This window comes from Limosilactobacillus pontis DSM 8475, assembly GCF_001435345.1.
Classification (GTDB): Bacteria; Bacillota; Bacilli; order Lactobacillales; family Lactobacillaceae; genus Limosilactobacillus; species Limosilactobacillus pontis.
Genome location: NZ_AZGO01000053.1, coordinates 1 through 19,407 on the forward strand (window position 1 = coordinate 1; position 19,407 = coordinate 19,407).

16 protein-coding genes and 1 pseudogene are annotated in these 19,407 nt (G+C 55.1%); 9 read left to right on the forward strand and 8 right to left on the reverse strand.

All coding sequences use genetic code 11. The features are described 5' to 3' along the window. Positions 1-81 precede the first annotated feature (81 nt). Both FD34_RS04600 and FD34_RS04605 read left to right on the forward strand, forming a co-directional pair. On the forward strand, positions 82-540 hold the full coding sequence (locus tag FD34_RS04600; protein WP_057807221.1) for a universal stress protein: 459 nt from the start codon (positions 82-84) through the stop codon (positions 538-540). 18 nt (positions 541-558) lie between these two features. Then, a complete protein-coding gene (locus FD34_RS04605) occupies positions 559-2,490 on the forward strand; it encodes an elongation factor G (protein ID WP_057807223.1) in 1,932 nt (643 codons plus the stop codon). A gap of 85 nt (positions 2,491-2,575) precedes the next feature. Here the strand turns inward: FD34_RS04605 and FD34_RS04610 are convergent, their stop codons facing one another. Together FD34_RS04610 and brnQ are read right to left on the reverse strand one after the other, a co-directional pair. Then, entirely contained in the window at positions 2,576-3,487 is a 912-nt protein-coding gene (locus FD34_RS04610) for an ROK family protein (RefSeq protein ID WP_057807225.1), read from the reverse strand. 42 nt (positions 3,488-3,529) lie between these two features. Beyond that, complete coding sequence (gene brnQ / locus FD34_RS04615) at positions 3,530-4,882, reverse strand: branched-chain amino acid transport system II carrier protein (RefSeq protein ID WP_057807226.1); 1,353 nt, start codon at positions 4,880-4,882, stop codon at positions 3,530-3,532. Between the two features lie 214 nt (positions 4,883-5,096). On the opposite strand from brnQ, the gene FD34_RS04620 reads away from it, so the two are divergent. Then, positions 5,097-5,852: a LytR/AlgR family response regulator transcription factor gene (locus FD34_RS04620; RefSeq protein ID WP_057807229.1), complete on the forward strand. Its 756-nt coding sequence runs from the start codon at positions 5,097-5,099 to the stop codon at positions 5,850-5,852. Here the strand turns inward: FD34_RS04620 and FD34_RS04625 are convergent. Beyond that, positions 5,845-6,432, reverse strand: coding sequence for a hypothetical protein (locus FD34_RS04625; RefSeq protein ID WP_057807231.1), 588 nt, complete (start codon positions 6,430-6,432; stop codon positions 5,845-5,847). The two genes, FD34_RS04620 and FD34_RS04625, sit on opposite strands and share 8 nt — an antisense overlap. A 250-nt stretch (positions 6,433-6,682) precedes the next feature. Between FD34_RS04625 and FD34_RS04630 the strand changes: the two genes are divergently transcribed. After that, positions 6,683-7,894 carry a GHKL domain-containing protein gene (locus FD34_RS04630; RefSeq protein WP_057807233.1) on the forward strand — a complete coding sequence of 404 codons (1,212 nt, stop codon included), beginning with the start codon at positions 6,683-6,685 and terminating at the stop codon, positions 7,892-7,894. Between the two features lie 130 nt (positions 7,895-8,024). Here the strand turns inward: FD34_RS04630 and FD34_RS04635 are convergent, their stop codons facing one another. Continuing rightward, positions 8,025-10,436 (reverse strand): phosphoketolase family protein, encoded by a 2,412-nt coding sequence (locus FD34_RS04635; RefSeq protein ID WP_057807235.1) that lies wholly within the window; start codon positions 10,434-10,436, stop codon positions 8,025-8,027. 286 nt (positions 10,437-10,722) lie between these two features. Between FD34_RS04635 and FD34_RS04640 the strand changes: the two genes are divergently transcribed. Then, the gene (locus FD34_RS04640) at positions 10,723-11,835 is read left to right on the forward strand and encodes an acyltransferase family protein (protein WP_152936778.1); all 1,113 of its coding nucleotides are present in this window, start codon (positions 10,723-10,725) and stop codon (positions 11,833-11,835) included. A 59-nt stretch (positions 11,836-11,894) separates the two neighbouring features. Here FD34_RS04640 and FD34_RS04645 read toward each other — a convergent pair whose 3' ends face one another. Next, a complete protein-coding gene (locus FD34_RS04645) occupies positions 11,895-12,626 on the reverse strand; it encodes a GntR family transcriptional regulator (protein ID WP_057807236.1) in 732 nt (243 codons plus the stop codon). 133 nt (positions 12,627-12,759) lie between these two features. Between FD34_RS04645 and ybaK the strand changes: the two genes are divergently transcribed. Together ybaK and FD34_RS04655 are read left to right on the forward strand one after the other, a co-directional pair. Then, positions 12,760-13,266 carry a Cys-tRNA(Pro) deacylase gene (ybaK, locus tag FD34_RS04650; protein ID WP_057807238.1) on the forward strand — a complete coding sequence of 169 codons (507 nt, stop codon included), beginning with the start codon at positions 12,760-12,762 and terminating at the stop codon, positions 13,264-13,266. A 73-nt stretch (positions 13,267-13,339) separates the two neighbouring features. After that, positions 13,340-14,773: a C69 family dipeptidase gene (locus FD34_RS04655; protein ID WP_057807240.1), complete on the forward strand. Its 1,434-nt coding sequence runs from the start codon at positions 13,340-13,342 to the stop codon at positions 14,771-14,773. A 50-nt stretch (positions 14,774-14,823) separates the two neighbouring features. On the opposite strand, the pseudogene FD34_RS08415 reads toward FD34_RS04655, so the two are convergent. After that, a pseudogene (locus FD34_RS08415) lies at positions 14,824-15,778 on the reverse strand (zinc-binding alcohol dehydrogenase family protein). A 16-nt stretch (positions 15,779-15,794) separates the two neighbouring features. After that, positions 15,795-16,685, reverse strand: a complete 891-nt coding sequence (locus FD34_RS04665; RefSeq protein WP_152936777.1) for a hypothetical protein — start codon at positions 16,683-16,685, stop codon at positions 15,795-15,797. 91 nt (positions 16,686-16,776) lie between these two features. Between FD34_RS04665 and FD34_RS04670 the strand changes: the two genes are divergently transcribed. Together FD34_RS04670 and FD34_RS04675 are read left to right on the forward strand one after the other, a co-directional pair. Then, positions 16,777-17,610, forward strand: a complete 834-nt coding sequence (locus FD34_RS04670) for a TIM barrel protein (protein WP_057807246.1) — start codon at positions 16,777-16,779, stop codon at positions 17,608-17,610. 1 nt (position 17,611) lies between these two features. After that, positions 17,612-18,721, forward strand: coding sequence for an AI-2E family transporter (locus FD34_RS04675; RefSeq protein WP_057807248.1), 1,110 nt, complete (start codon positions 17,612-17,614; stop codon positions 18,719-18,721). Positions 18,722-18,771: 50 nt separating this feature from the next. Here FD34_RS04675 and FD34_RS08420 read toward each other — a convergent pair whose 3' ends face one another. Further along, the gene (locus FD34_RS08420) at positions 18,772-19,401 is read right to left on the reverse strand and encodes a pyridoxamine 5'-phosphate oxidase family protein (RefSeq protein WP_083479867.1); all 630 of its coding nucleotides are present in this window, start codon (positions 19,399-19,401) and stop codon (positions 18,772-18,774) included. Positions 19,402-19,407: the final 6 nt, after the last annotated feature.

The following is a 19,407-nucleotide window of genomic DNA, read 5'->3' on the forward strand; positions in this document are numbered from 1 at the left end:
CTTGCTTAATCTACGTCACTAAATTCGTTCAAGTTATTTCTTGCAATCTGCCAAATACATAAATTGTAAGGAGTTTTGAAGATGACAGACGATTTCCAATACCACAAGATCCTGGTCGCAATTGACGGTTCCAAGGCCACGAGCCAGGTCCTCGATGCGGCTATCGATAGTGCTGTTCGCAACGACGCCAGCCTCAACATCCTGACCGTCACCCAGGTTGACCAGATCACCGATGGCTACAGCAATGCCGTCCTGAGCGAGGAAGATACCTATGACGCTGTCCATACCACCCGGGAACGGATGGATGACCTCAAGGTGCAGGCGGAGAAGGCCGGTGTTCGTGACGTCAGCATCCACATCCGCTTCGGCAATCCGAAGCGTGTCATCGCCCGTGAATTTCCTAAGGACCACAACAACGACCTGATCGTCATTGGGACAACCGGCCTGTCTGGCTTCGAACGCTTCGTGGTCGGTTCGGTCACCAACTATGTTAACCGAAACGCCCACTGCGACGTCCTCGTCGTCCAGATTACAAAGTAGCAAAAGGAGGCTAACGCGGTGAAGAAAATCGTGATGGGTATCGTGGCCCACGTTGATGCCGGCAAGACTACCCTTTCCGAGGCCCTGCTCTACCGGACGGGGGCTCGGCGGAAACTCGGCCGGGTCGACAACGGTGACGCCTTTCTTGACCCCGACCAGCTGGAAAAGAGACGGGGGATCACCATCTTTGCCCACGAGGCCCAGCTCCACTACGACGACCTGAGGATTACCCTTCTGGACACCCCGGGTCACATTGATTTTGTGGCCCAGACGGAGCAGGTCCTGCAAGTCCTTGACTACGCCGTCCTGGTGGTCGATGCAACGAACGGTCTGACCGGGTCTACCCTGACCCTCTGGCGGCTGCTGGCCCGCTACCACGTGCCGACCTTCATCTTCATCAATAAGACGGATAGCGTCGGCGCCGACCCGCAGGCAATCCTGACCGCGGTGCAGAAGACCTGCTCACCGGGCTGCGTAATGTCTGATGACCCCCTTAGTGAGGAGGCGGTTGAAACCATTGCCAGTCAGGACGAGGATGCCCTGACCGAGTATCTGGAGGATGACCGTCTAACCCCCGCCACGATCCAGCGGCTAATCCGTGAGCGTAAGGTCTTCCCCTGTTACGCCGGTGCCGCTCTCAAGCTGACCGGGGTCGATGAACTCCTGGCTGGCCTAGCCAAGTGGACCACCCCGTTCACACTCCACCAGGAGTTTGGTGCCCGGGTATTTAAGGTCGCCCACGACAAGGGTGACCGTCTGACCTGGCTCCGGGTCACTGGGGGAAGGCTCCAGGCCAAGGCCGAAGTGCTTGACGGACAGAAGGTTAACCAGATTCGCGACTACAACGGGGGCAAGTTCAACGTTGTCCAATCCGTGCCGGCGGGTGATGTCTGTGCGGTCACTGGGCTGAATGCGACTTTCCCCGGTCAGGGCCTCGGTGTGGAAAGCGACCAAGGTCAGGCGGCCTTTCAGCCGGTCCTGAGCTACGCCGTTGATCCCCGGGGCAATGACATTCACGCCTGCCTGACGGCCCTCCGTCAGCTGGAGGATGAGGATCCCCAACTGGCGGTCACCTGGTCACCCCACCTCCAGGAGATTCACGTTCACCTGATGGGTGAGGTCCAGCTAGAGATTCTCCAGCAGCTACTCGCCGATCGTTTCCAACTCAACATTGCCTTTGACCAGGGTCAGATTCTCTACCAAGAGACGATCACCGGGGCGGTGGAAGGCGTCGGCCACTTCGAGCCGCTACGCCACTACGCCGAGGTTCACCTCCTGCTGGAGCCCGGCCAAGCAGGGAGTGGTCTGCGTTTTGCCAACGAGTGCCGAACCGACGTGTTCGACCACAACTGGCAACAGCAGATCATGACTAGCCTGGGGGCCAAGGAGCACCGGGGCGTCCTGGTTGGTGCCCCGCTGACCGATACCCGGATCACCCTAATCGGTGGCCGCGGCAGTATCAAACACTCGGTCGGCGGCGACTTCCGCGAGGCTACCTGGCGGGCAGTTCGCCAGGGGCTGATGGAACTTTGCGCCCAGGGCAAATGTCAGCTCCTAGAGCCCTGGTACCATTTCCGCCTGACCATCCCCGAAGAAGAGGTCGGTCGGGCAATCAATGATATTCAGCAGATGAACGGGACCTTCCATCTCGGCACGGAAACTGGTGGCGCCACCATCATCACCGGGGCCGCCCCGGTAGCCACGATGCAAGACTACGCCCAGACGGTCCGTAACTACAGCCATGGTCAGGGCCAGCTAGAATGTGTCGTTGCCGGCTACCAACCCTGTCACAACGCTGAAGAGGTCATTGCAACCCACCACTACGACCCGGTGGCCGACCTTGACAACACCCCGAACTCGGTCTTCTGTGCCCACGGTGCCGGTTACCCAGTGCGGTGGGATCGCCTGCCGGAGATGGCCCACTTCCCCTATCAAAAGAACCCAAAGTAATAAAATGACACTGGATAAATCCGCAGATTTATCCAGTGTCATTTGTCATTTAATCAGTTCTTCTAATTTGTGGCGGACCACCTGATCAGCGATCCTCCTCCTCAATTTTTAGCAAGAGCCCGTACAAGGCTCCCAGCAGGTTAGCGTCGTTGCCGAAACGGGCCGCCATGATCATTGGCATTGCAATATCATCCATAAGGCGGCGATCGCCCTCCTGGAGCAAGCGGAACTGGCGCCGAACCTCGCTGATCAGGATCGGCTGGGCACTGATACCACCACCGATCAGGATCCGTTCAAGGTCAACCACTGCCTGGACGTTGACCATCAGAACAGCCACCCGCCGACAGAAGGCCGTAAAAATTGACCAGGCCGGGGCCTGTCGGCGGTTAATGACTTCAAACGCCCGCCGGCCATCAGTCGGATCCGGCAGGTCACATGCAGTGGCCACCGTCGCGATCATCTTGACAGCCGAGGTACTGGCACCAACCGTCGCCTGGTGGGGAGCAGCATGGTCATAATTATTGACGATTGCACTAAGCTCACCGGCCCGAAAGTGAGGCCCGTGGACTAACTGACCATTAATGACCAGGCCCCCGCCAACTGAGGTCCCCAGGGTGATCACCGCCCCGTTGGCCACGCCGGTCAGGTTACCCAGCCAGAGTTCAGCAAGGGTCGCGCAGTTAGCATCGTTACCGACGTAGACCGGCAGGCCAGCATACTGACGCAGATAAGCCGCCAGGGGGAATTGTCCCAAAAGGGCCAGGGCCCCGGTAAACTTAACCGCCCCAGTGTGTGGATTAACGATTCCAGGAACACTGACGCAGATCGCCGCCACCCCCGGCTGCCGATCAATAATCGTGGTCAGCAGGTGGAGAAAAGCAGCCTGGTCACGGGGCGTGACAGCACGGCGGCGGACAATAATGTTGCCGGAATGATCAATCCGGGCACTCTTCACCGCGGTACCGCCAACGTCAATACTCAGATACTGTCGAGCCATCGTGCACACTTCCTTACCACATTTTAATACCTACATTATACACTACTCCACTGGCCGATCACGGCGTAGGCGCCAGACCAACAGACCACAGGCCACTCCGACGATGGCAAAGGGTAGCCAGCCAAGCCCCAACTGGTAGAGGGGAATATGACTAGCGTATTTGATCAGGGTCTGACTAATATTCAACTGCCGCAGCACCGGTGGGAAGGCGTTGACCATGTCCAGAACCGCTGGAACGAAGGTGAACAGCAGGCCCAGGCGGTAGACAATCGCCGCGTTGGCAAACAACGGCGACAGCATCCCCAGTATGATGAGAACGATCGCCAGTGGGTACAGGAGCATCAAAATCGGTGTCGACCAGGTGACAATCTTGTCCAGTCCCAGGTTGGCAATGATGAAGGATAAGAAGCAGTTCATACGCAGAAAGGCCTTATAAGAAACCTTCGGGAAGCGATCATGAAAGTCCTGGGAGAAGGCGATCACCAGCCCCATCGCCGTCGTCATGCAGGTGATCGTCGCCAGGGTCAGCAGGAGGGCGTTTCCGAAGTCCCCCATGTAGTAATGGGCGACCTGGTTGAGGGTCGTTCCCCCGTTGGCGGCGACCGCAAAGTGGTTTCGGCTGGTCGTCCCCAGGTAAATCAGGCCCAGGTACATGATGCCGACCCCAGCGATCCCAATCATTCCCCCCTTGACCGTTGCCAGGGAGGTCTGCTGACCACGCTTGAAACCCATCTGTTGGACAGCGGCGATGATCGTCACCCCAAAGATCAGCATCGCCAGGGCATCCATCGTGTTGTAGCCCTGCAGGAAACCACTGGCGAAGGCGTGTTGCAGGTAGTCATGTGTCGGCTGCGGCGCGCGCAGGCTCCCCATCGGCCGGATGAAGGCCAGAAAGAAGATGATGAAGAGCATCACCAAAAAAACCGGGTTAAGGACCTTACCGATGATCTCGGTGATCTTGCCCTCCCGCGTCGCGAAGAAGTAGACCAACAGGAAAAACAGGCCGGTGTAGATAGCTAACCCCCAGGGATGCATCCCCGCACTGAGGTAGGGAGCCACCCCAATTGCGTACGGCACCGTCGCCGAACGCGGCGTGGCACACAGCGGCCCGATCGTGGCGTGGACCAGCACTAAGAAGATCAGGGCAAACAAGGGTCCCACCGGCAGGGCCAGCTCAAAGAGGCCCCGTGAACGAGTGATGCTGATCGCCAGCAGGGCAAAGAGCGGCAAAAACACCCCCGAAACAATGAAGCCAACCGCTGCAGGCAGCCAGTTGTGCCCGGCCAGCTGACCAAGATGCACCGGGAAGACCAGGTTCCCGGCCCCAAAAATCATCCCAAAGATCAAAGACCCAATCGTTAGGTAGGTCTTACACGCTGTTTTTAGTGAATTCATTCCAATCTTTCTCCTCTACGTAAAATATCAGCAATTGCTAATTATAGCATAGTTTCCCCCGCCGCCTGATCCCAGTTTACGGGGACCTTTTTCAGCCAAGTGACGATTTCTTCAGCTAATGACGTAAAATGTGGTCGGGCAATCGGAATCATTGGTGATTTGCCGCCAATCACATTATCATTGTTAATGAAGAAAGCCTAAGGAGCGATAAGTGATGAACGTTTTTATTCTGGAAGACGAATGGATTGAGCAGCGTTACCTTGACCAGACCCTCCGTAAAATTCAGACGGAACTGGGGATACCCGATCTAAACATTAATTCCTTTACCGAGGTCAACAAACTGCTGTCGAGCCTGCCGGACCCCAGCGTCGATAATGTCTTCCTCCTCGACATTAAGATTTCAGGTAACAAAAAAGCTGGCCGCCAAGCCAGCCAGCAAATTCGGCAACATGATCCCTTTGCTACGATTATTTTTATTACCGTCCACGACGAATTCCTGCCGACCACCTACAAGTTCAAGAGTGCGGCATTGGACTTCATCGCCAAGGATCGCGACAACATCCCTACCCAGCTCAAGGATGACCTCGCACTTATCACTCAGCGTAACCACCAACACACCGGCCAGCAGTTGGTTTTAAAGACCGGGGCCGGCTACCTGAAGGAGGCACTAGATAACATCTATTACTTCGAACCCAACCCGGCCAATTCACACCAGTCAATGCTGTACACGACCGATAACCAGGTGATTACGATCAACGCCACCCTCAACGAATTAGAGAAGACCTTTCCTGTTCTCTTCCGGACGCACCGGCACTACCTAATCAACCCGCTGAAGGTCGTGTCAATCAACCTCCAGCACCACGTCCTCTACCTGAAGAACAACGACCAGGCCTACCCATTCTCCCGGCTGCGGACCAAGGCCATCCTCACCCGGCTCAAGGAGAATGAACAATCCCTGAAAATCATTTAGTCACGCCCCCACTGATGTTCTGCCAGCTAAAGTAGCGCACGTCCGGGTGACCGGCCACCGTACAGCGGCCATTATAGGTCAGCTTTCCGGTTCGCTCGGGGTAGTAAAAGCGCATCGTCGGTTTAGTTTCAATTACAACCATCCCCGCCGACCGACTATCGGTGTAGCGCACCGGCCGCAGGTTGCGGTAGTCGCTATCGGGCCGAACCTTATTAGCCACCACCAGGGTTCCCTGAATCCCGGTGGTGGTTTTCTTACGCTGGTCACCAATCAGATAGACCGTCTTGACGGGACGATGCCGGGCGTTATACAGGATGACCTTCTGGGGAGCGGAGTTCAAGAAGGTCGCATAGGACAGAGCCTGGTTGTGTTGGATGATGGTCCAGAGGAGGATCATTGCCAAAACAGCGGCCACGGTCAAGGTGATACCGACCAGCCGCTTTGGGATTCGCTGGTGCTGCGGCGGCCCCCACTGGTTTGAATTTGGTAGGGGGTGACCACTGTTGCTGCACCGTGGACTGCCGATCACGTTGAGCTTGCCACAATTTGGGCAGGTGATACTGAGCTTGTTATCCTTCACTGTTATCCTTCACTGTTATTTCTCCTCAATATAATGTATAAAGTAAGTATACAATGAATTCCTTGAGAAAGCTGTTTTACCATGACCTATTTTAACTTGATCAACCCATTCACGCTGACCCCGTCGCTGAGCTTCCTACTCATTTGGGCCATCAAGATCTGCGTCTTCTACCCGCGGCACCTATAAGCACCTCCAGTCACGCCGTCTCCCCCTTTGCCTCTACCTAATCATCGCTGTTGGAGCCTTCTTCTTGCCCTTCAACTTCTTTATCAACGACCTGATCTGGATCGTGATTGCCATCGCCCTAATCTACTTCCTGGTCAACCATAGCACCTGTTCCCTCACCGACTTGGTCGCCAGTTTCAGCTACAGCATGCTGGTCTACTACTTCAGTCAGGTCATCGTCGTCAGTCTTTTGCCTCTCCTACTCCAACTGCTGGCTTCGAATACTGCCTACTTCGTCCTGACCAACCTTACCATTCCGCTGTGCTATGGGGCTTCTCTGATCCTAATCCGTCTTACCCGTTCCTTCTTCAAGCGTTACCTGACCTGCCTGCAAAACAACCACCTGATCGCTAAGTGGCTGTTCAGTCTAGCCTTTCTCCCCTTTTCCTACTGGTTCTACTATAGCCAGTACAACCGGCGACTGATGCAACTCCCGGTTCTCCCGGCAGGGGCCAGCCCACTCAGCCACCGCCTGGCCTTCCTGGGTATCGGCGGCGGTTACTTCCTGCTCGTCCTCCTTGCGATGGGCATCACCGGACATTTCCTTGCCCACCGCGATCGGGCCGACGCGGCCGAATACCGCCTTGCCAACCTGGCCAGGTACACCAGCCAACTCGAGGTGATGACTGATGACCTGCGGCGTTTTCGTCATGACTACCAGAACATCCTCTACAGCCTTAACAGCGCCCTAGCGACCGACAACATCGCCTACGCCAAGCGGGCCCTGAACCACCTCACCCACGCTACCCAACGTGATATCAAGGTGCCAACCGGAATCATCGGCCCGCTCAAGAACATCAAAGACCCCGGTATCAAGGCAGTGGTCTTCGACAAGATCTCGACCGCCCTCGACCAGGGTCTCAGAATGGATGTCGAGATCGCCGACCCAATCCGGCTCACCCAGACCCTCCAGCAGGTCGACGCCATCCGAATCATCACCATCCTCTTCGATAACGCCATCCATGCCGCCCGACTCAGCGACGACAAGCGCCTCGCTTTCAGCCTCTATGAGAACCAGTTCGCTCAGTTCATCGTCATCGACAACTCGACCGTCCAAGCCCAGGTCAACCTAGAGAACCTCGCTAACCTGGCCCACACCGTCACCCTCGGCAAGAGCCACCAGCTTGGATTGCAAAACTTACAAATCATCCTGGCCCGTTACCCCGGTGCTAACAACGACCGCAGCGCCCAGCACCACTACTTTGAGCAGCGGATCATCGTTCCGAAGAAGAAATAACCTTATACCTAAATAATGAGCCGCAACAGAACTAGTCCTGTTAAGGCCCATTTTTTACGCAAAAAAGAGCGCCAGCAAAATTGCTAGCGCCCTTTTTATTCATGAGTGTTATTCAGTAATCAGCAGTCGATTACTTAAGACCCTTCCAAGTCCAGTTAGTAACTTCTGGTAAGTCCTTACCTTCTGAACGGATGAAGTGGTTGTGCTTGTTGATCATGTTGTCCATCTTGGCAACAAAGGCAGCACTCTTCTGTTCGTAGCCAGGTACGCTTTGGATAGCGTCCTTAGCAAGGTGGAAGCGGTCAAGCTCGTTCAGTACACGCATATCGAATGGCGTGGTGATATCACCATTTTCTTCGTATGAGTGGATGTGAACGTTGCGGTTTGCACGATCGAAGAACAGAGCTTGGATCATGTCACGGAAACCGTGCCATGCAAAGATAACTGGCTTGTCGGTCGTGAAGTAACGGTTGAACTCAGCGTCAGTCAGGCCTTCTGGGTTCTTGTCGGTCTTCATCAGCTTCATGATTTCCACGATGTTGATGTAACGGATCTTCAGTTCAGGGAAGTTGTCGTGAAGAAGGTCGATAGCGGCAAGTGCTTCTTCAGTTGGTTCAGTACCGGAGGAAGCGAAGACAACATCTGGTTCGCTACCTTGGTCAGTAGAAGCCCAGTCGATGTAACCAAGACCATTGCCAACCAGTTCAGTAGCTTCGTCAATGGAGAACCATTGTGCACGTGGGTGCTTGGAAGTTACAAAGATGTTGATGCATTCTTGGCCGTTGAAGGCCTTGTTGGAAACAGCCAACAGTGAGTTAGTATCAGCTGGCAGGTATTCCTTGACGAGGTCTGGACGTTCCTTTTCGAACATGTGAGTCAGCAGACCTGGATCTTGGTGAGTGTAACCGTTGTGGTCTTGTTGGAATACCGTTGAAGTATCAACGAAGTTCAGTGCTGGGTATTGCTTACGCCAGTAGAGGTCCTTAGCCTTCCGTAACCACTTCATGTGTTGAGTCAGCATGGAGTCAACAACACGACCGAATGATTCGTAGGTTGCGAAGAAGCCGTGACGACCAGTCAGGGTGTAACCTTCAAGGAAACCTTCAGCCTGGTGTTCGGACAATTGTGAGTCGATCACACGACCGGAACGAGCGAGGTCTTCGTCGTTTGGTTCGTGGATGCCTTCCATCCATTGACGCTTGTCGTTGTCCAACAGAGCGTAAAGACGGTTAGACTTGGATTCGTCAGGGCCAAAGCCACGGAAGGTTTCTGGGTTCAGTTCTGCCATCTTGCTGAGGTACTTACCCCATTCAAGCATGTCTTGCTTTACAACCGTACCTGGCTTTTGAACATCAACAGCGAAGTCACGGTAGTTAGGCAGGATCAGCGGCTTAGGATCCTTACCACCATTGGTGATTGGGTTCATAGCCATCCGCTTGTCGCCATCTGGCGTGTTTTCTTCAACCAGCGGAACTGGGTGACCGTTTTCGTCGAACAGTTCTTCTGGCTTGTAGGACTTCATCCAGTCAACAAGCATGTCCTTGTGTTCCATGTCATCTTGTGATACCGGAATAGGAATCTGGTGAGCACGGAATGAGTTTTCAATTGGGTTACCATCCAAGTCCTTCTTTGGACCAGTCCAGCCCTTTGGAACCCGGAAGATGATCATTGGCCATTGTGGCAAGGAGTCATCGTTGTTTTCACGGGCGTTCTTTTGGATTGCCTTGATGTCTTCGATGGCCTTGTCCATGATCTTAGCCATTTCTTCGTGAATCTGCATGTGGTCCTTGTAACCGTCGAATTCGCCACCACGGTCAGCGTCCTTGTATGCAGAAACGAAGTATGGCTTCCAGCCCATTCCTTCGAAGTACTTAGTAAGTTCTTCGTCGCTCATCCGTGAAAGGATCGTTGGGTTAGAAATCTTGAAACCGTTGATTTGGATGATTGGTAATACGGCACCATCCTTGATTGGGTTGATGAACTTGTCTGAGAACCATGAAGCAGCCAGTGGGCCGGTTTCAGCTTCACCATCACCGATTTCAACAGCAGCGATAACGTCTGGGTTATCTAAGATCGCACCAACACCGTGGGAAAGGGAGTAACCTAATTCCCCACCTTCGTGGATTGAACCAGGAACTTCTGGTGCGGCGTGTGAAGCAGTCCCACCTGGGAAACTGAAGTGCTTGAACAGCTTAGCCATACCTGCTTCATCCTGAGTAAATTCAGGGTAAATTTCAGTGTATGAACCGTCCAGGTAAGAGTTGTTCATCATAACTTGGCCACCGTGACCGGAACCTTCGATGTAGAACATGTCCAGACCGTACTTCTTGATAACCCGGTTTAAGTGGGCGTAAATGAAGTTTTGTGGGGCAATCGTACCCCAGTGACCAATTGGCTTTGGCTTAACGTCTTCAGCCTTCAATGGCCGACGTAACAGCGGGTCGTTCATTAAGAACAGGGTACCTGCACTCAGGTAGTTAGCGGCACGCCAGTAAGCGTCAACACTTTCCAAGTATTGCTTGGAATCGTAATCTACTGCCATCAAAAATACACTCCTTCTGAATAAATAAATACGTTCGTGTAATTCAAACAACTAACGTAAATCATTCAATTTACATTCTTTATGATAAACCCTTTTTGTTTAAAGTCAACCTTTTTGAAAATTGATACGGTCCAATTTCCAAACTTTTAGTTTCCTTAAGATTTTCTCCGCAAGATCTTCATAAACATAACCGGACTGACGGTGAAATAAGCCTCTCCTATTCCCTTCATTGGTGAATATCCTATAATAGGAATGTTGAAAATCTTTTGGAAAGGAAGTCATTATTTTGGATCATTTAGGGGCCAACAGCCAAGCCGATATCGGCGACTTTGCGAAGATGTTCGCCGTCACCACGGTGATGATTCAATCGGTGATCACCTTTTTGATGAGCAGCCGACTGGCAATCGGCCAGCAGTTCTTCCTCGGTGGTTTCTATGAGCTAGCCAAGTTTAGTGCTTCCGCCTTCATCTTCGGGATTCTCTTCTCGACAATCCGGACCCACCCGGAAGCGAGTTGGCACAACTACCCCGGTTTCATGCGCAATCGCTGGCACGTCCTCTTCGTCCCCTCGATCCTGTGGACGGCGGTCTACCTAATCTTTGTCCCCCAGCTCCAACAGCACGGCCACTACCACAACTGGGCGGAATTTGCCTGGCAGTTCGTCAACGGCAACGCGGCGCCCCACCTCTGGTACAACGTGATGATGCTCCAGTTCATTATCATCATGCCCCTCTTCTGGACTCTGGCCCGCTGGATTGACCACCGCTGGAGCCGCGGCCTGGCTGTCTTCGCCCTTGCCCTAGTCTTCGAGCTCAGCTGGCACCTGGTCTACGCACTTCAGGTCTTCCACGGGCCAAAAGCCCAGCGTTGGTACCTGCTCGACCGGGTATTCCCCAGCTTCCTGATCTTTGCCGTCACCGGAACCGTTCTCTGGCAGTGCTCCCCGACGCTGACGCACTTTCTCAAGCACCACTGGCTGAGCCAGATCATCCTCTGGCTGGCCCTTTTCTACTACGTGACCTTAAATTTCTTCAGCTACGGGACCCCGGTCCGGCTCACCAACGCTCCTTACTACCTGCCGTCGATGATTTTCTACAACCTCGCCACCATTGGGCTAATTACTACCTTCGCCCTCTACATGCAGAAGTACCGTAACCAGTGGCTACCGCTGGTTCACTGGGTTGCCCTCTACGCACACCGGGCCTACCTCTCCCACGTCTTCTGGCTCTACTGGTGCTGGCGGCTGCTGGCCCCGCTGCACTGGCCACTCATGATCCGCTTCCCATTATTGGTCGTGCTAACGGTTGGCCTGGCCTTCCTGTCAGCGTTTGGTTTCCACCTGCTCTGGGTCGGGATCAAGGACTTGCTGGGGATTCACCGCCACCTGGCCAACGGTTGAGTTACAAAACGGGCACGCGCTCCTTCATTAAATGAAAGGCCGCGTGCCCGTTATTTGCTTTACCGCTCCTGGTCCAGATTGACGAAGGTGCTGTACTTCATGTAGCGGTAGTGAATTCGCATGTTGGAGACCTCAAACGGCGTCCCGTCGTCGAGGAAGAAGACCCCACCCATTAAACCAACCGGCTCGGTGGCCTGTAGGTCGAGTAGGAGCTGGTCGTCGGCACTGGAGGGGGCAACACTGATTGTCATGAAGGACTTGGTGACCCGCTTGCCCTTGCTCTCCTCCAGGTAGTTGAAGATCGAGTTGTCGACGATTGCCGGCGATAGGGTCGGCAGGATCTTGATCGGGATGAAGCCGGTCTCGATCATGAAAGGCTGCTGGTCGATCAGCCGCAGCCGTTTGATTTGGTAGACAAAATCATTATCATTAAGGAAGAGTTCCTCTTGAACGTCGGGGTTGGCGGGCACCACCTGGTAGTCGAGCAGTTTGATGCTCTGCTTCTTGCCGTCAAGCTGGAAGCTGTCGGTGACCCCCAGGTTGCTCCCCTCGTAATGGAAGAGCGACTGGTTCTTCAGGTAGAGGGGGTTAATGAAGGTTCCCGACCCGCGTTTCTTGAAGATAATCCCCTGCTGAGCCAGCACCCCAAGCGCCCGCTTGATCGAGCTGCGGCTGACCCCGTAGTCATCGCTGAGGGTGCGCTCATCGGGCAGGCGCATCCCCGGATACTGATTTTTTAGGATTTTTTGTTTTATATCACGCATCACGGAGCGATATACTAAATCTGCCATGTAATTAACTCCTCGGACCAATAGATTAATTTTTACGATTAACTTCACTTCCCAGTATAACAGAACCTGCCATAATTGGTACCTTATCGTTAAAAATTGGTCCGTTCCAGAAATGAAAGGATGCAGAACCGCAATGAGTAAGAAGAACAAGAAGAGCAAGCTGAAGAAGACCCAGGTGGAACAAATCCTGGACAAGAACCACATTGCTTATGAACAAAAGGAGTTCCCGACTCATCAGGACGGGGACGTACGGACAATGACCGTCGACCACACCGGCATCGACGAGCATAACATCTACAAGACCCTGGTCCTCTCCGGGCCGACCACCGGACCACTGGTCGGCGTCGTGCCGATCGACAGCCATCTGGACGAGAAGGCCCTGGCCAAGGTCTCCGGCAATAAGAAGGTCGAGATGGTCCCCCTCAAGAAACTGCTGAAGACGACCGGCTACGTCCACGGCGCCAACACCCCGGTCGGTATCTACGAAAAGCACCATTACCCGATCTTCATTGACAATGCCGCCCGACAGCAGGGGGACATCTACGTTTCCTCCGGCAAGATCGGCCGGTCTGTACGGGTCAATGCCGAAGACCTGGCCAAGCTAGTTCACGCCGAGTTTGCCGACCTGGAACAGAAGTAATTCAATTGACCGTCAATTAATAGACGCCTAAAATGTAATTTGTAACTTAGATTTTGAGAAAGGTTCTGACGAAATGAAGAAAAACCTGTCTGCCTGCACGACGGTGTTAGTTGGTAAGGATGCCACCATCGATGGTTCCACCATGGCCGCCCGCAACGACGATACCTTTGGTCCCCTAAACCCGATGAAGCTGGTTGCCTACCCGGCCTACCACAATCACCCCAACCAGGTGAAGGCCTACCTGAACAAGTGCGTGGTTGACCGTCCCGCCGATGGCTACCGCTACCAGGGAACGCCAAACATCGACTACGTTCACCAGGGGATCTTCGACGAGAGTGGCTTCAACGAGAAAAACGTCGGCATGAGCGCCACGGAGAGCGTCTATGCCAACGAGCGCGTTCTCTCCTGTGACCCGCTGAACACGGAGAGTGGGATCAACGAGGACCTGATCGTTGCTGCCACCCTGCCCTTCATCGACAGCGCCAAGGATGGGGTTACCTACCTTGGTGGGCTGATCAAGAAGTACGGTTCCGCCGAAGGGAACGGGGTCATCTTCTCCGACAAGAATGATATCTGGTATATGGAAATTGTCACCGGTCACCACTGGGTTGCCGAACGGATCCCCGACGACGCCTACGCGGTCACCGGGAACCGGATTGCCATCCAACAGGTCGACTTTGACGACACCGACAACTTTATGTGGTCCGAAGGGATCCGGGAGTTCGTCGAAAGCAACCACCTCAACCCGGACAAGCATGGCTGGAACTTCCGCCACATCTTCGGCACGGCCGACGTCTTTGACCAGCACTACAACACGCCACGGCAATGGTTCGGCCACAAGCTGCTCAACCCTGGCGTTGACCAGGATCCACTGGACTTCGACCTGCCATTCATCATGCGGACCGACCACAAGATTGCCTTAGAGGACGTTGAAAAGGTCCTCAGTAGCCACTACCAGGGCACCCCATATGATCCACTGGGCCACGGCACCGAGGAAGAAAAGCACCTCTTCCGGCCGATCTCGCTTAACCGGACCCAGAACTCCCACGTCCTGCAGGTTCGTCCCGACCTTCCCGAGGCCGCTTCCACGATCCTGTGGATGAGCTTTGGCGTTCCAACCTTCACCCCATACGTGCCGTTCTTCGGCAATGCGGATGACATCGACGTTTCATATCGGGAGACACCAATGAAGCTCGACATGAGCCTGAAGAGTGCCTACTGGATGTACCGGGCCCTGTCAATGATCGTCGAGTCCCACCACGCCGAATTTGCCAAGGAGGACCTGGACTACCTCAAAGATGCCCGGGAATACCTCTACCGCTGGGTCAACCAGACCGCCCCGCAAGCCGCCGGAATGGATGACAAACAGGCCAGTGAGTTCCTGAGTACGGAATCCCACAAGATGGTCGCCGAGATGGCTAAGCGGACCAAGGCCCTGATGGCCCAACTGATCATGCACGGTCTCGAGCTCTCCAAGCTGACCTTCATCATGGACAAGAACCTGTAATAACGAATTAAGCGCCAAGCTGGCCGAGAAGCTAGCTTGACGCTTTTTCGTTACAACAAGACAATTACCTTGCCGAAGGAATGCCGCCCCCTCCAAGAAGGCATGGGCAGCAGCCACCTGGTCCAGGCGAAAAATCCTGGTTGGCTTGACTGCTACATGCTTTTCCTCAATCAGTTGGAGCATTCGATTCAGCTTTGTACCATCAACGTTACCCGAGTAGAAGCTGGTGAGGTAGGCATTGGGCGCGATGTCCATGATCGGGTCGAACTGCGGCAGGTACCACTGGTTGCCCAACTCGCCAGTGGAGCAGACAATCCCGCCAGCTTCGGTATGCTTGAAGCTATCCTTGACCGTAGCTGGGCCGATCAGCTCAAAGATCTTGGTAAACTTGCGAGCCGTCTGGAGCTCGCCTTCGTGGTCCACGATCACCTCGTCGAAACCCTGGTCGACTAGTAGGGACTTCTTGGCCGGGCTCCTGGTGGTTGCGGCAACTCGAATTCCCGAATAACAGGCCTTAGCCAGGTTGAGGAAGGCCACCCCGCCCCCGCTCGTGGCCCCGCGGACGAGGACATCGTCGTCCGGGGTCAGGCGCAGGTTCAGCATGGAACCATAGGCGGTGTAATAGGTCTCCGGGACCGTCGCCAGGGTCGCCCAGTCGAGATCGGTAGTCACCGAGTAAACCTGGTCATTGGGCACCAGAACGTACTCAGCATATGAGCCATCAAACGCCCGACCCATCTCACCCATGATCGAGACCACTCGCTGGCCGACCGGTAAGTGGGCGGGATCCGTCGACTCGGCGATCACGCCCACGCACTCAATCCCCAGAATCCGCGGGAACTTAACCGTGGGCGACAGGCCCTTTCGGGTGAAGATCTCCGAGTGGTTGATCCCGAAGCCCTTGACCTTCACCAGGGACCAACCAGGTCTCACGGTCGGCGTCGGGACAGTCGTATAGACCAGTTTCTCCGGGCCGCCTAGTTCATTTACGACAACAGCTTTCATCGGCATCGTCTCCTTTCTAAAGTAAAATAACCACCAGGACCTGGCCCACCACCCAGCAGAGGGCACCGGCCGCCACGAACCAGTTCTCATGCCCGGTCGCATGTCCATAGCGAAAGTCGCTCTGGTAGCGTTGACAGGCGGCAATCACCAGGGTTCCACTACCGATGGCCAGCCAGGAAAGCCCCCAGCAGATCGCCAGGCGGCTGTAAACGGCCCATATCCAGAGCTGGGCGATGGTGGCCACTCCCAGGAGGAAGCTGGCAAACAGGGCCGCCAGCACAAAGCCGACCAACAGGTTATAGAGGCCGCTACGCCGAGCAGGAACCGCGGCCAACAGGCGGGGCAGCTGCCAGCAGACGCTGGCCTGAATCAGCGCCACCAGAATAGCAGCCAACAGCCAACTAAGGCGGTCACTGCTAGCAAACAGCAACGGGGCCGCCACCGCCGAGAGGGCCAGGGCCCCGCTCCCCAGCCACAGTGACAGGCGACCATGCCGCACCCGGGTCACGACAACAAAGTAGTTACCGATCCCGGCTACCAACAAGGTCAGCGCCAGCATCAAGGCCGTCAACGACGATAGTTGGCGGGGAAAGAGGATCACTGCTGGTTTTCCCCAGGCGAGGACGATCGTGCAAATCAGGGCCAGAGCGTTGACCATCGCCAGGTCCTTGTAACGGTTGGCCGCAGTCAACGGTGCATTCTGGTAAATCAGAAGTTGGTTGGCGCCGCTCGCCACGATCCAGACTACCGCCATCATCAGGGCCAGTTCTACCTGATCACCGGTCGGCCGGACAACAGTAAGCCCGCACCCCCGCAGCATGGTGACGACGACCCAGTAGCCAGCAAGCCAGGCCAGGGGCAGGTTGGGCATAATGATTAACGGCTGACGAGGCCATTTCTCCTGCACATCTTTTCACTCCCTTCTTTTAAAAATAATCTTACCACAATGAAATCTGCTATCATTGAGGTAAGCAACTTTTAACGAAGGAGTCCTATCAATGTTCAAGCCCATTCTCGGCCTCAAGGGAAGCAGTACCCGCGTTCAGATTGACGACCGCCTGCAGCACCATCCCAGTGTCTACGAATTTTTTACCGCCGCCAGTGACTTCACCCCCGATGGTTACCGGCACCTCTATGATGCCATCCAGTATGTCCAATCCCAGGGCATCCACCGGATCATCCTCCACCACCCGATGAAGTTTGGCAACCACCACTCCGACGTTGTGGCTCCGGAACGGTATTACCCGGACCTCTACCGCTTCATCGAAACGACCACCGAGCAGCTGATCCGACTGGGTCACGACCTCAACGTCCGAGTCCTGGTCCATGGTGGCTACTCCGGTCCCGAGGTTGAGCACATGGTCAACCTCTACCCGAGTGTCGAGGATGCTCGTCAGGCCGTCTACCATCGTCTGGACCGCTTCGCTGACGAGGGTGGGGACCAGATCATGTTTGAAAACTCGATTGCCCCCGTCTTTGCCTATGGCCACCCCGACCAGGAGGATGAAATTCTGGCCCACCACTACCGGCTGGCCTTCGACACCTCCCACTGTTTCATCGAATTGCACGGTGATAACACCGGCCTCCAACGCTCCCTACGTCACCTAGCCCCGGCCGTCGTCCACTACCACCTGGTTGACACGATGGGTCAGACCCACGACAGCTTGCAGCTAGGCAAGGGCAAGATCGACTGGGCACCGGTTCTGCCATTGCTCAATCCAGCAGCCACCAGCATCTACGAGATTAACCTGCACGACCAGGCGAATTGTAAGGAACAGCTGGCCAGCCATGAATACCTGCTAGACATCTACCGGCAACTGAAGGAGGGCTAACATGAAGATTCATATTCACCGCCGCCACCTCTCTCTAGTCTTGGCGTTCTTCCTCCTCTTCCTGGCGGTCACCTACTGGGGCGTCGTCGCTAAGTTTCTGAAGACGATCTTGAGGGCGGCCATGCCACTACTGATCGGCTGCGTGGTCGCATACATCGTCAACCTCCTCCTCCGTCAATACGAGCACCTCTACCAGCGCCTACTGCCCGGTCCCCGGGCCCAGCGTTTCAAGCGGGTGGTTGGCATCGTCTTGTCCTACCTGTCGATCATCATCATTGTCGCCCTGGTCATCCGGCTGGTGATTCCTGAAATCGTCAGCTGTGTCCGCCTGTTGATCACCAACCACGGCCGGGTCATCAACCGCTTCATCAGCACCGTCCAGGAGAACAGTAGCCTCAAGGACTTCTGGAAGAGTTTCGACCCCAAGCACCTCGACTGGGACAAGATTGGCAAGTATGTCGGCTATGGCTTCGGCGGAACCATGAAGACCGTCATGTCCACGGCTAGCTCGATCGTCTCCGCAACCACGACTGCGGTGGTGGCCTTTTTCTTCTCAATATACCTGCTGATCTACAAGGAGATGCTTGCCCGCCAGTTCAACCGGGTGATGGATACTTATTGCAGCAAGATCAAGCGGCCGGTGATGCACGTCATCCGGACCTTCGACGAGAGCTACAGTAACTACATCGTCGGTCAGTGCAAGGATGCCGCCCTCCTGGGGATTGCCTGCTTCATCGGCATGAAACTCCTGGGGATGCCATACGCCTCCATGATCGGGGTCGTCACCTTCTTCGGCGCCCTGATCCCGATCATCGGCGCGATCCTGGGGGCCAGCATCGGGGTCGTCCTGATCTTCGCCGTCTCCCCGATCAAGTCCTTGATCTTTTTGATCTTCATCATCGTCCTCCAGCAGTTCGACAACCGGATCACCTACCCGCTGGTCGTCGGCAAGAGCATTGGCCTTCCCAGCGTCTGGGTCTTCGCAGCCGTTATCGTTGGTGGGGGCATCTCCGGGATCCTGGGGATGATGCTGACGGTGCCGCTGTTTGCCGCAATCTACAAGCTGGTCACCGAGGATGTCCAGCGCCGACACGCAAATGTTAATAATTGATGGCACAACAAAAAAGGCCACGCATCGCTGCGTGGCCTTTTGTCATGGCCCTATTCCTTTTGGGAAGCGCCGGTCGCGGCATCCAGCACATCTTGATCGTCAACAGCCAGGTGATCGGAATCATCTTTTATCACGGCCCCATCCTGGTAGTGTTTGCCATAGCGTTCCTTGAAGGGAATACCCAGGGCGTGCGCCCATTTTGCTGTCGGGTTGTGCACCCGGCCGGTGATGTGCGTCACCGTAATGGACCAGACAGCAAGGTTTTTGACGTCGTCCGCCGCAATCGCCACTGGGATCGTGTTGACGTAGTGGTGGATCAGCGTCCGCACCGCGGTCAGTTTTTCTTGGGGATTGGTCAACCGCCGCGGTGTCCCGGTCCCGATCACGCTCATGAAGGATGGGCTGAAATCGCTGGGCCGGGGTGGGGTATAGATCAGGTTTTCGTGACCATGGTCGGCCTCGAAGCCGATCAAAGTCGCGTGGTCGAGGGCAGCCGCCTTCTCACCATCCCCGGTGCCGTAAATGAAGATAGTATAGTGGCCATCCGGCCCTTCCTGGTAGCCATAGTGGACCGGGACGACATAGGTGCCGCGCTGGTTAGTCAGACCCAGGTGTAGGATCTGACACTGGTCAAGAATCCAGGAAAGCTTGGCGTGGTCCGTGATGATGTCCTTACGCATAATGCC